This is a genomic window from Ureibacillus manganicus DSM 26584, from assembly GCF_000772945.1.
GTDB classification, from domain to species: Bacteria; Bacillota; Bacilli; order Bacillales_A; family Planococcaceae; genus Ureibacillus; species Ureibacillus manganicus.
The window spans coordinates 52,054-64,876 of record NZ_JPVN01000019.1 but is presented as its reverse complement, the minus strand read 5'-3'; the positions used below and the strand labels follow the sequence as shown (position 1 = coordinate 64,876).

General features: G+C 32.3%; 17 protein-coding genes. 15 read left to right on the top strand and 2 right to left on the bottom strand.

What is annotated here, in order from left to right:
• Positions 1–83 precede the first annotated feature (83 nt).
• Complete coding sequence (locus CD29_RS14680) at positions 84–1,127, bottom strand: P-loop NTPase family protein (protein ID WP_036188444.1); 1,044 nt, start codon at positions 1,125–1,127, stop codon at positions 84–86.
• A gap of 218 nt (positions 1,128–1,345) precedes the next feature.
• Here CD29_RS14680 and CD29_RS14675 point away from each other — a divergent pair, with 218 nt between their 5' ends.
• The 3 genes from CD29_RS14675 (at position 1,346) to CD29_RS14665 (ending at position 2,692) form a co-directional block, all read left to right on the top strand.
• The gene (locus CD29_RS14675; RefSeq protein ID WP_036188430.1) at positions 1,346–1,744 is read left to right on the top strand and encodes a MarR family winged helix-turn-helix transcriptional regulator; all 399 of its coding nucleotides are present in this window, start codon (positions 1,346–1,348) and stop codon (positions 1,742–1,744) included.
• Positions 1,745–2,086: a DUF3147 family protein gene (locus tag CD29_RS14670; protein ID WP_036188427.1), complete on the top strand. Its 342-nt coding sequence runs from the start codon at positions 1,745–1,747 to the stop codon at positions 2,084–2,086.
• Positions 2,087–2,245: 159 nt separating this feature from the next.
• Positions 2,246–2,692, top strand: coding sequence for a GNAT family N-acetyltransferase (locus CD29_RS14665; protein WP_052124186.1), 447 nt, complete (start codon positions 2,246–2,248; stop codon positions 2,690–2,692).
• 161 nt (positions 2,693–2,853) lie between these two features.
• On the opposite strand, the gene CD29_RS14660 is transcribed toward CD29_RS14665, so the two are convergent.
• On the bottom strand, positions 2,854–3,483 hold the full coding sequence (locus tag CD29_RS14660) for a LysE family translocator (RefSeq protein ID WP_036188424.1): 630 nt from the start codon (positions 3,481–3,483) through the stop codon (positions 2,854–2,856).
• Positions 3,484–3,727: 244 nt separating this feature from the next.
• Between CD29_RS14660 and CD29_RS14655 the strand changes: the two genes are divergently transcribed.
• From CD29_RS14655 to CD29_RS14600, 12 genes are all read left to right on the top strand, one after another.
• Positions 3,728–4,534: an aldo/keto reductase family protein gene (locus CD29_RS14655; protein ID WP_036188422.1), complete on the top strand. Its 807-nt coding sequence runs from the start codon at positions 3,728–3,730 to the stop codon at positions 4,532–4,534.
• A 337-nt stretch (positions 4,535–4,871) separates the two neighbouring features.
• The gene (locus CD29_RS14650) at positions 4,872–5,306 is read left to right on the top strand and encodes an NUDIX hydrolase (protein ID WP_036188421.1); all 435 of its coding nucleotides are present in this window, start codon (positions 4,872–4,874) and stop codon (positions 5,304–5,306) included.
• A gap of 71 nt (positions 5,307–5,377) precedes the next feature.
• A complete protein-coding gene (locus tag CD29_RS14645) occupies positions 5,378–5,947 on the top strand; it encodes a nucleotidyltransferase family protein (RefSeq protein ID WP_036188419.1) in 570 nt (189 codons plus the stop codon).
• 88 nt (positions 5,948–6,035) lie between these two features.
• Entirely contained in the window at positions 6,036–6,887 is an 852-nt protein-coding gene (locus CD29_RS14640) for a phosphotransferase (protein ID WP_036188417.1), read from the top strand.
• 31 nt (positions 6,888–6,918) lie between these two features.
• The gene (locus CD29_RS14635) at positions 6,919–7,386 is read left to right on the top strand and encodes a GNAT family N-acetyltransferase (RefSeq protein ID WP_036188415.1); all 468 of its coding nucleotides are present in this window, start codon (positions 6,919–6,921) and stop codon (positions 7,384–7,386) included.
• Between the two features lie 106 nt (positions 7,387–7,492).
• Positions 7,493–7,741, top strand: coding sequence for a hypothetical protein (locus CD29_RS14630; RefSeq protein ID WP_036188414.1), 249 nt, complete (start codon positions 7,493–7,495; stop codon positions 7,739–7,741).
• Positions 7,742–7,954: 213 nt separating this feature from the next.
• On the top strand, positions 7,955–8,407 hold the full coding sequence (locus CD29_RS14625) for a MarR family winged helix-turn-helix transcriptional regulator (protein ID WP_036188413.1): 453 nt from the start codon (positions 7,955–7,957) through the stop codon (positions 8,405–8,407).
• 13 nt (positions 8,408–8,420) lie between these two features.
• On the top strand, positions 8,421–8,939 hold the full coding sequence (locus CD29_RS14620; protein ID WP_036188411.1) for a GNAT family N-acetyltransferase: 519 nt from the start codon (positions 8,421–8,423) through the stop codon (positions 8,937–8,939).
• Positions 8,940–8,995: 56 nt separating this feature from the next.
• Positions 8,996–9,397 (top strand): hotdog family protein, encoded by a 402-nt coding sequence (locus tag CD29_RS14615; RefSeq protein WP_036188409.1) that lies wholly within the window; start codon positions 8,996–8,998, stop codon positions 9,395–9,397.
• Complete coding sequence (locus CD29_RS14610) at positions 9,394–10,227, top strand: aminoglycoside phosphotransferase family protein (protein ID WP_036188407.1); 834 nt, start codon at positions 9,394–9,396, stop codon at positions 10,225–10,227. Before CD29_RS14615 ends, CD29_RS14610 begins: the two co-directional genes overlap by 4 nt.
• Before the next feature lie 257 nt (positions 10,228–10,484).
• Positions 10,485–11,429 (top strand): VOC family protein, encoded by a 945-nt coding sequence (locus tag CD29_RS14605; RefSeq protein WP_036188404.1) that lies wholly within the window; start codon positions 10,485–10,487, stop codon positions 11,427–11,429.
• 55 nt (positions 11,430–11,484) lie between these two features.
• Positions 11,485–12,735, top strand: coding sequence for a sensor domain-containing protein (locus CD29_RS14600; protein WP_036188402.1), 1,251 nt, complete (start codon positions 11,485–11,487; stop codon positions 12,733–12,735).
• Positions 12,736–12,823 lie beyond the last annotated feature (88 nt).

Here is a 12,823-nt window from a genome sequence, read left to right as displayed (position 1 = left end):
AAAGACTGCAGGCAAACTCGAAATTTTCGAGTTTGTCTACAGTCTGAAAGCATTAACCGAGAGGTTAATGCTCTTTAAACTTATTAAATTTTTCCAATATACTCAAGTTCTGAAATATCTTTAGAATCTACGGCTCCGTTTAATATTTCTTGAACATCTTTTAAAGTATCTTGTAGATTAACTGATTCTCCAATTTTTTTTGTAAAAGGTTCAGCAACATAAAACGGTTGAGTTAAATAAGCTTCTAGTCGTTCTCCTCTTATATAAGTTTGTAATTCAGAAGCTGGTATCCGTTCTAACCCTCGAACATTTACTAATGCACGGAGTTCCCGATAACGACGGAGAATTTTTAAAGCTTTTTGTTGTACTGTGAAGTGTTCCTGGTCGATATGAGCACCTTCTAAAACAGATGATGTTGAATTTAGAGGGTTAACTGCTGGAAAACGGTGTCTTGCTGCAAGATCTGCATCAAAATGCCATAAGGTTTCTAGTGGTCCATAAGGTAAATCTTCATCAACAACATCACCTGTTAAATCGACAAGGAAAGTCGTGACAGAGTGAATTCCTATACTTTCAAGTTTTTCTTGCAATTGTTGAATGTCACCTGTAATCACATGAGTTCTGTTTGCAACAAAAAGGATATCTTGATCACCATTAATAGAAGCAATTCGCTCATATGTCTCATCAATATTCTTAGTAATGATTTCTACATTTTCAACGAGATCACTAATTCCTTGGTGTTCACCTTCAGGCATTAAAAGGATTGTCTTGTACGCTTCGTTTTTCAAACGATAAAGTAACTCTGATAATACCACAAGCTGGCCCATACCAGGACGTGCTACCAAACCTACAGTGCCACCCTTTGCTAAAGGCGCAAATAAATCCAAAGTTTTGATTTTCGTTTCGATCATATCGATTTTCTCCCCTCTGATAATCAATTCATCTAAACTGCAATCGGCCAATGCTGCAAGTGCAACTAAAGTTCGAACCTCAGCTCTTGCAACAGGAATTTTCCCTGTGCAAAGATTCGAAACAGTGGCTGGGCGTAAACCTACTTGCCTGGCTGCACTTGTTAAATTAGGTACTCTCCTACGCAACAAACTAACATTTAACCTTAAATCATCCACATTTTCCATGAACTCCCCTCCTTTACTCTATATAGTAATTTAAATTACGTTCTATTGCAATGGGTAATTACTCTTAAAATAAAATTTGTTACGCTGAAAAGTAATTATAGGAAATACGCTTTCACTAGTGTTTTGGTCATTAGATAAGGTTTATTATTGAAAATATATCGTATTATACGATATAATCGTTTTGTAAGATATTAAATGAGGTGATCTTAATGATTCGTCAAATAAACAAATACTTTACTGATATTTATTTCAATTTACACCCTACACAAGAAGAAGTAATTTCACATCAAAGCGTCCGTATATTACAAATGGTTCAGAAAAAACGATACATCATGATTCGTGACATCGCTGAGCAATTATCAATTTCTCAAAATACTGCATCAGAACATGTGAAAAAATTAGTGAGTTATGGCTGGTTGTACAAAGAGAGGTCGGATGAAGACCAACGTAAGGTGTATTTACATTTAACAGACAAAGGTTTAGAAATATTAAAGAAAAATACCGAATTAGATGAAGATAAGTTGCGGGTAGCACTTAGCCAATTATCGGCTTATGAAAGAGAGAAGATAGTTGAAGCATTTCGACTTTTAAGTGAGGTATCAAAATAAATGTATTTGCTAATAAAAATTATAAGTTCCGCTGCCATTATTGGTATTGTAACGGAATTTGCAAGACGTTACCCTATTTACGGAGGCATTATAGCTGCCCTACCTTTAATAAGTATATTAAGTATTATTTGGTTAACGGTTCAAGGGGAAACCACTCAAAACATTAACAAATTTACACTCGGCGTCCTAGCAGGATTTCCAGCAACGATTGTTATGCTGTTTGTGATTTATATCTCATTAAAGCAATCTGTTCATTTAGTACTTTCGATTTCACTAGGTGTAGTTGCATGGGGAATATTTTTAGTAGTTCAAAAATATATAATGGCAGTATTTGTTTCCTAAAAATTTTGATATTGGAAATTGTTAATCCACAATACGGAGTAAGAAAGGCATGTTGTTGAATTAGAGCACCATTTAGACAAGGGAAGTATAGTGGTTAAAAGAATCTGCAATTATTAAGTTTGTATAATTTTTATTTACCGATAGAAATGAGGAAAACTTTTGAAAATTGACTATATCATTTTTCATTTAATCACAAATGATGTTATTTTAGATGGAATTATAGAATTACATAAAGATATTTTCGGTACTACTGATGATTTGATTAACAAAATCGCGAATAAACCCAAATTGTTGGTCGTAACTGCGATGAATGGTACGAAAGTTATTGGTTATAAGATTGGTTATGAACTTGATAATAATAAATTTTATAGTTGGTTAGGGGGTGTTGATAGGAATTACAGAAAACACGGAATTGCTTCAGAATTAATGAAAAAACAACATGAATATTTAAAGGAAAACGGATATAGTGTTGTCCAAACAAAAACAATGAATAAATGGCGTGATATGTTAGTTTTGAATATAAAAAATGGATTTGATGTTATTGATACTTATATTGATGAAAAAGGATTACATAAAATCATTCTTGAAAAGAAATTACTCAACTAACGAAGGATGTTGATATGGATCTTAGGATTGCTTTTGATAATCTTGTTTCTTATCTATAGAAACAGCTTAGTTGAAGAAACATGATAAGGTTAAGCTATTCCGTAAAAAAAAGACCCTTTTAATTAGAGAAATTAAGGGTCTTACCTTTTAAAAAGAATAATTTAATTATGACTCTTTTCTAGGGCTAATTTTACACCAAAACCTATCAATATAGTACCTGTGATTCCTTCAATAACATTTTGTGCTTTAGGTTTTTTCATAAAAGTACTAATCTGATTAATTAAATAGACATAAAGTAAAAACCATATAATAGTCAAAATAGTATAGGTGATCCCCATGATAAGAAACTGTAGAAAGGTATTATTTCCAGAGTCTACGAATTGAGGCAAAAAAGTTAGGAAAAAGACAGCTACTTTGGCGTTCAGTATATTGGTAAGGAATCCTTGTTTAAAACAAGATGTGTTTTTATATTTGTTTATTGTGTTCATCTCAATGTTTACTTCTTCTTTTTTCTTTAAAGACCACAAAGTCTTAACACCGAGATAAATTAAGTAAATAGCCCCAACGTATTTGATGATAGAAAACAATAACGCTGATTTCACAATTATTGCAGATAGTCCTAATACAGCAGAAGATGTATGGATAAGAAGTGCACAACAAATACCTAAAGCTGTTTTAAGACCCCCGCTTCTCCCGACGGTAATAGTGTTTTTGGTAGCTATGGCGGTATCAGGACCAGGTAAAATAATTAGGAAAATTGACATAAGGACAAACAGATAAAAGTTTTCCATTTGATTAACTCCTTTCTGATGATGAATAGGTCTGAGTAACTGATTGCTTACACTGTTCTAAAAATGCATAACATATAACATTTCGTGTTTAAGGGTTTGTCGTATTAGAAAAAGTTTTTACTAAATTGTTGCTTGATAATAAATGCTAGATTTAATTGGTATCACTTTTTGAAAATTCTATAATTTATTATAATATACTTTGTAAGTAAAGTAATTAGAGTATACAGAGGGAGTGTTTAAAAATATGGAATACATAACACTTAATAATGGGTTGAAAATGCCAATTGTAGGTACAGGTACTAATACTTATGGAAAAGAAAATAACGACTATAACGGTGCGTTAACAAATAAAATTCCTGAACTCGTGTCAGCACTTGAGCTGGGCTACAGATCAATTGACGCAGCTATCTCTTATCGAAATGAGGAACTTGTTGGAAGAGTTTTATCAGAAAGCAATGTACCTCGAGAAGAATTATTTATTACTACAAAAGTTCCACCAAGTGAAGAATATATATCTACAAAGGAAGCTACTCGAGCAGCTATTGATAACAGTCTAAAAAACTTCCAAACAGACTATCTTGACTTGCTTCTTATTCATCACCCTATCGAAGACAAAGAACAACTTAAAAACACTTGGGAAGTTTTTGAAGAATATTACGAGGCAGGCAAACTAAAAGCAATCGGCGTTTCAAACTTTGGAAAAACTCAACTAAACGAAATGAAAGAATTCGCTAAAGTGAAGCCAGCTGTTAACCAAATACAAATTAACTTAAAAGAATTTAACCAAGATCTCCTTGACGTATTACAAGAGGAGGGCATTACACCAGTTGCTTGGGGACCTATGAAAGCTGAAGACCATCAAAAAGAAGTCTTAGATGAAATTGGTAAAGCCTATAACAAAACTGGTGCACAAGTCTTGTTAAGATATCAAATAGAGCGAGGTGTAGTCGTTATTCCTAAATCACACAACCGTGAAAATCAAGCATCTAATATAGATCTTTTCGATTTTCAATTAACTGCAGAAGATATAGCAAAAATTAATAATTTATAATTAGTTAATCCTTCATCCTAGAGATATGAATAATGTCGCTAGGATTTTGATTTATTCAGGAACAATTAGATTGGAGAGAACTGATTTAAATTGAACAAAAGGGTAGAGGAGATTTATTTATGATAAGTATTTTCATAGAGCACAATAATTTTGAGGGCTTTATTCTTACTAGAAGTACTATTTTTAATTAGCTTTTATTTTGTTATTATAATCAGAAATGAAAAATACACATAAAAGGTCGATTCTAGCTGATGATTATTCATTCCATATTCAACAAACGAGGGCCCTTAGAGGGGCAGTTTTGTACAATAAATAGATTTTAGTTAAGGGGGCAATTATGTATCCACGTGCAAATACATTAGGACTAATTTTTAAAGATAATTTTATTCTTTTGGAGGAACAGGAAGGAAAACACTCAAAAGGAATAGGTTATTATTATCGTCCGATCGGCGGAACAATAGAACTTGGAGAAAAATCAGACGAGACAATAATTAGAGAATTTTATGAAGAATTAGGAGTTGAAATCGTTATAAAAAGTTATATTTCTTGCCTTGAAAATATTTTTTATATATATGAAAACGTAGGACACGAAATAACACAGATATATTTAGTTGATTTTAAAGATAAAGATTTATATCAAAATGAGTATTTTATAGTATCGGAAAAAAACAAGGTTACTCGTGCTATATGGGTGGCTAAAGAAGAATTACTTTTAGGAAACAAAATTCTCTACCCCAACGGATTAATTGATTTATTAATAGAAGAATTTTAAATTTATTTTTGGGTTAACGTTACTAAATAGTCTTTATATCACAATATTAATCTTGAGGTGAGATTGGTTTAATGAGAGGGATAAATGAAATTAACTATGAGAAACAATTGATAGAAATAATTACACACGACACTTATATTCTCTCAATTCTAAAAGCGGTTGAGAAATTAAATTTAATTGATGCTTGGGTATGTGCCGGACTTATAAGAAATAAAATTTGGGATATTTTACATAACACAAAAACTCCTATAAATGACATTGATGTAATTTATTTCAATTCCTCAGACACTTCGTGGGAAACGGAAAAGCAATTAGAAAACGAACTAAGGATTTTGCTTCCAAATGAGCCATGGTCAGTAAAAAATCAAGCCCGTATGCATTTGAAAAACGGATTTAATCCCTTCACTTCATCATATGATGGTGTTGCTCATTTTCCCGAAACTCCAACTGCAATAGCTATGAGAATATGTAAAAAAGAGTTTGAAATTTTGGCTCCTTATGGAACACAAGACTTGTTTGAATTGAAAGTAAGACCTACACCATTTTATCAAAAGAATAGTGAATACTATTCAAAATATATTGAACGTATAAAAAAGAAAAAATGGAATCAAATATGGAGAAATTTAACTATAGAACCTTGAAATGAAATTACCAATTTCTTATTTATTGAACTACCTATCGGGGCGGGTTAAATTTAATAAAGGGCTTATCATAAAGTGGAGATGAAATATGGGTATACAAAAAATAATTAATGAACTAATCTACTACAGTATTATTCATTCAGAACCATCAGAATTCAAACAATTAATTGGGGGTACAGTTAGTGAGTTGTATCTCCTAAACGTAGATGGAAATAAGTACGTGGTTAAATTAAATGATCCAAAAGTAATTGAATCAGAGACAATTTACCTTGATTATTATAAGGATACAGAATTATTACCTAAACTTCTGTTTGTAGAACCATCAAACAAGTACATAGTTTATTCATTTATAAATGGTTCTACAAATTATAATAGACGGAATAAAAAGGAAGTACTAGAGACTCTAGTTGAAAGACTTCTAAACAAGTATAAACCTGCACCTAATGAAAACGGTTGGGGATGGGTTGATCAGCCAGTAGATTCATGGCAAACTTTTCTATCGAATGAAATAGTGGAAGCAAATAAAATAATAGCTTCACGATTAGATTCAGATAATTATCATTTAGTACATAATCTGGTTATAAAGACTAGCTCAGATAGTAAACGATACTTGTTACACGGGGATTGTGGAGTTCATAACTTCATCTTTAATGGAAATCAGCTAAGTGGTGTGATTGATCCAACTTCTATTATTGGAGACCCTATTTACGACTTAATCTATGCCTTTTGCTCCTCCCCAGATGATTTAACAAAAGAAACAATTGATTTCGTGGGAAATCATTTGGTTAAAGAAGAAAAGAATAGTTCAACTTTGTATGAATATGTAATTATTGGATTATATATTAGATTAGGCAAGTGTATTAAACATCACCCAAATGATTTTGAGAAATATTTAAAAGCATGGTATTACTGGAAGGAAGTACTCCATAACGTTAATTAGTTGAACAAGTCAGTAATTGAGGGGAATTATAATGAAGTACACTATAAGATCTGCGAACGAAAACGACTTGTCTGGTTTATGTAGTATTAGAAATAATTTAGATTTATTTAAAAACTATATTAAGCAAGTAATGAATAAAGAAATTGATTTGGTAATTGCTGAACAAAATTCACTTATAGTAGGTTTTGGTGTTCTAAAATTAAAAGGAATTTTACACCCCAAATTAAGTGACCTATTTGTAAAAGAGGTTTATCGGGGAACTGGTATAGGTTCAGAAATAATTAGATATAGGGAAAATATTGCAAGGGATTTAGGTTATACTGAAATATTTGTGAGTGTCGATCCTATAGAGAACACTAAAATGGTAAAGTTAATAAAAAAGCACGGTTATGAAACTATTTCAGAACCATATATAAAAAAAGCAACTTATTATAAAGATGATGGTTCTTCTTTTGATAAAACCTATACAAGAATTGATTTGAAAAAGTTGTTGTACTAGCAGGGACTATAAGGAAGAAATGTTCAGTAATGATAATTTTGTATGAACTTCAATCTAATGAACAAGAATCATATTGTATATAACTAACTAAATAGGGAGTTATGTAATGAGTGAAATAGATAAAAGAAAAAGGCTAATTGAAGGTATTTTTGATTTTCTAATTACGAAAAAAGGAACAGTCATCATTTATTACGAAGGGAAACAAATCAAGATAATAAAGGATAAGGAAGCCGAACGTCTTATAAAAAGAATTGAAGAAGCTGCTAATGATCATACAAAAATACAATTGTTGTTAGCTAAAATTACGGGCAACTTCAAGCGCGGGAATGAGAAACAGGGAAAAAATAATAATTAGGGCATTTCTTTAAGGAGAGTTTTATTTTATAAATTTACTAAATATTACATCAAAAAACGCTCATTTCTGAGCGTTTTTACTTTCCGTTTATAAGTTTTAAACAGGATATAGTCTTCATGTTATTTTGTTGCAAATACAACAAAATAATTGTAAATTTAATTTATGCTATTGTTGTAATTACAACAAAATACAATTCTTAAAAAGGAGCTATAAATGCAGGATATTTTACGAGAAATCGGTATGATTGCAAGGGCACTTGATTCGATCAGTAATATTGAATTTAAAGAATTCGAACTGACAAAAGGACAGTATTTATATCTAGTCCGAATTTGTGAAAACCCGGGAATTATCCAAGAGAAATTAGCTGAAATGATTAAAGTTGATCGTACAACTGCTGCAAGAGCTATTAAGAAACTTGAAATGAGCGGATTTATTCACAAGAAAGATGACGAACAAAACAAAAAAATAAAAAAGCTCTTTCCGACTGAGAAAGGAAAGAATATTTATCCCTTTATTAAAAGAGAAAATGACTATTCCAACAGTGTGGCCTTAAAGGGATTTTCCGAAAGTGAAGCAGAAGTCATACTCCAACTCCTTCTTAGAGTTCGAAAGAATGTAGAAGTTGACTGGGAATTTGTTAAAAAGGGTAATAAGAGAATTTATTAGGAGTTGTTTATAGATGGATATAAAAATAAAAGAATGTAACTTTGAAGATGTACTCACACTTCAAAAAATAGGGATTGAAACGTTTGATGAAACATTTAGAGACCAAAATTCACCGGAAAATATGAAGTCCTACTTAGAAAAGGCATTTCACGTAGACCAATTAACAACAGAATTATCAAACCTTTCCTCACAATTCTTCTTGGCATACGTAAATAACGAAATTGCTGGCTATTTAAAAGTCAATACAAACGAAGCACAGTCTGAAGAATTGGGCAACGAAGCATTAGAAGTCGAACGAATTTATATAAAAGGCACATTCCAAAAAAATGGACTTGGCAAACTTTTAATCAATAAAGCGATTGAAATTGCAATGGAGCAAAATAAAAGGAAAATTTGGCTAGGTGTATGGGAAAAGAATGAAAATGCCATTGCCTTCTATGAGAGAATGGGGTTTGTGAAATCAGGAACTCACTCTTTTTATATGGGCGATGAAGAACAGACGGATTATATTATGACAAAAATTCTCATATAACCTTTATGACGGGATTCTTAAGCTATTAATAGAAATAGATTTTAAGGGGAGATTCTATGTCTTTAAAAGTGGGAGATTTAATTACGTTTCAAAGGATATTTACGAAAAGAGATGTTGAGCTGTTTATAGAAATTTCAGGTGATGCAGGTGTCCATCACCGAACAACAGATGAACAGGGGAGACTCGTCATTCAAGGATTACTAACAGCAACACTACCAACAAAAATCGGTGGAGACTTAAACGTTTTAGCTCGTACAATGCATTTTGAATTTTTGCGACCTGTATTTACAGGGGATACGATTACTTGCCATGTTAAAATTGATAAATATGAGTTGGACAAGAATAATCGAATAGCAATCAATACATCCTTTACTTGCAATAATCAGAATGAAAAAGACGTGTTAAAAGGGGATTTTATAGGTTTTATCCTCCCTTCAAATCATGAGGAGACTCGATGACACTAGGTAGAAAATTAGGTGAAGGTGGTACGTCGGAGGTTTTTGAATGGGAAGGCAGCACGAACAAAATCATAAAATTAGCAAAACCAAATGCAACGTTATCGGATTTGCAGAGAGAACTTAAGAACAATCAAATTGTATGGGAATTAGGAATTTCAGTTCCTGAAGCATTTGAAATTGTACAGGTGAATAATCGTCCTGGTATCATTTTTGAGAGAGTATATGGTGAAACAATCAAAGAAAGATTATTCACTCAACTAGCTAAAAAGATTGATAAAGGTGAACCCATTCTTGATTTGGTGGATGTTCGTAATATTGCTCGCCTATTAAGCAAGCTCCATCAACTAACACATCCTGAAATGCCCCAGCAAAGAGAATATTTAACGAGACAAATCTTGCGAGTGAACTATTTAAGTGAAATTGAAAAGCAAAGTGTAATTGATCATTTAGCACATTTACCAGTTAATAACAAAATTTGTCACGGCGATCCAAACCCTAACAATGTGATCCTCAAAGATGGTGAGCTTGTTTTAATTGATTGGAATGACGCCTCAATTGGAAGTCCAGAAGCAGATATAGCTGAATTCATCGTCATGATTAAATTTGCCGTACTACCACCCAATACACCAAAACAAATCGTTCACAACTTTGATTCCAATAGAGAAATTATCATCCGAGTTTTTATGGATGAATATACACTTCATACGGGTATGAACTGTAATGACATGGAACCGTGGATTGTTCCGATCGCTGCACGTAAGCTTTCTGCTGATGCGATTTCAGAGAAAGAAAAGCAATTACTTGTAAACGAAATTAGAAAAAGACTCTAGGTGTGTTATGCCGAAGGTAATACATCTTTAAATAGCGTTAATCCACGATAAGGATTAATGCTATTTTTTTTTGAAGCTTGTGCTATTATTGACAATCAATGAACTATTATGTTAAATTTATCTCGAATTTAAGATAATTGAGTTCAAGGTAAAATGTGAAAGCTATACAAAGTTCATTATTTGAAATATTAATACCCTCGTATATCTCGAATTCGAGATAATATGGAAACATATTAAATAAACTATAGGTGATACAAATGAAAAACATCGCAGGACATCATCACATTTCGATGATTACTAAAAATCTAAAAGTGAATAATGGATTTTACCAAAACATTCTTGGTCTACGTAGAGTAAAAGTATCAGTAAACCAAGATGATCCATCAATGGTTCATGTTTTCTATGGTGATTTAGTAGGCAGCCCTGGTACTGGGTTAACTTTTTTTGAAATGCCGTTGGTTGGAAGAACTCACAGGGGAACCGATGCGATTACTAGAATTGGATTATTAGTTCCATCTTTTGAAAGTCTTGTTTACTGGAAAGAACGTTTTACAATTCTTGGCGTAAAACATGGAGAAATTACGGAATATGCAGGGAGATCAGCACTCCATTTTGAAGATAATGATGGCCTAAGGTTAGTTTTATTAAATAACAATGAAGAAACTGTGCCTGAGTTTTGGACAGAATGGGATGATTCAAATGTATTACCTCAACATAGAATTGTTGGTATGGGACCTGTAGAAATAACAGTCCAGTCGTTAGATACATTATCAAATGTGTTACAAAATATTTTTGGTTATATCATTAAATCCAATTCTGACAATCAGGTAGTTTTACAATCAATTCAAGGTCAATCCTTTGGTGAAATTGTAATAGTCAAACATGGTGGACCAAAAGAGAAACCAGGCCGCGGAAGTGTTCACCATTTGGCGATTCGAGTAAAAAATAGTGATGACCTACGTTATTGGGAACAAAGAATAAAGGATTTTGGCTTTATCATTATGAAATTTACTGATCGTTACTATTTTGAAAGTTTATATTTTAAAGAAGAAAACGGCATAGTTTTTGAATTAGCAACAGACGGTCCAGGATTTACACGGGACGCTTCAATTGAAGAACTTGGATCGAAATTAGAGTTACCGCCGTTTTTAGAATCAAAGCGTAAAGAGATTGAAGCGAAAATAAGGGGTATTGAGTTTTAAAAGGTTTAATCCATTATGGAAGCGCTACTTCAATCTTTTAAGGGGAGGTTTACATATGACAATCAAACAAACGAATATCGATCAAAATATATTAGAACTAGTATGGAATAATACGAATGATGCTATATTCACTATAGGTTATGATGGACAAATACTTTCTGCTAACCCTGCTTTTACATCAATCTTAGGGTGGGTACAAGAAGACTTTAACAAACAAAATTATTTTCCGTTTTTTTCTAATATATCTGATGAGGAACATAAACAAATGTTGGCGTCTTTTAGGGAAGGTTATGATATTCCCTACTATGTAACCAAGAGGCGAAGAAAAGATGGAATAGTACTAGATATTCTTGCATCGTATCGTGCTATTAATAAAGGTGAAGTACTAGCTGTAGGTATGTATAAAGATTTCACAGAACAGATGGAAATTCAGCGAAAACTTCAAGCAAGTGAGGATTGCTACAGAAATTTGGTTGAATTCATTCCAGATGCCATCTTTATAGAAAAGAATGGGCAAATTACTTTTGTAAATCAACCAGCTATAAAGTTGGTAGGAGCAGCTTCTGCTGAAGAAGTTCTTGGTAAGCCAATTAGCCAACTAGTTGCAAAGACGGAATCACTAGACTTCATTAAGAGAATAAGAGATACTTCCTCTACGAATAAGCCAATTATTGAACAAATTTGTCGTTTTGATGGAACGCTCATATGGGGTGAAATTATTACGATGAAGATTAAATTTAAAGATGATGATGTACTGCAAATATTAATTCGTGATATAACAGCGAAGAAAAATTATCAGCAAAAACTAGAGTACTTAGCTTATCACGATCCATTAACAGGCTTATCAAATCGTCGCTATTTTACAGAACAAATTAATAGTGTATTTAAACAAGCTCATAAAGAAAATAAAAAGTTAGGAATCATGTATATCGATATCGATAAATTTAAAATGATTAATGATTCGTTCGGACATGAAATAGGGGATCAATTTTTAAAACAATTTGCAATACTATTAAAAGAAAATGTTCGCGAAGCTGATATTCTATGTAGAATTGGTGGGGACGAGTTCCTTGTATTATTAAATGGGCTTAAGGATATGAACGACGCTGCTTTAATTGCTTCAAAGCTGAACAAAGAAAGTCAAAAACCTGTGATGATATCAAATAATAAAATTGAAGCATCTTCAAGTATTGGAATTGCCCTCTTTCCCCAACACGGAATAGATTCAATGACTCTTATCCAACGATCTGATGAAGCGTTATACAGAGCGAAGAAAACACGTAATACTTACATATTTTACGAATAGAGTTGTCTATTAAATGAAGTTTCATTAATAGGTAAAAAAGACACATATTTGAGGGAAATCATCTTCAATGATGTAATTTTACGAGATT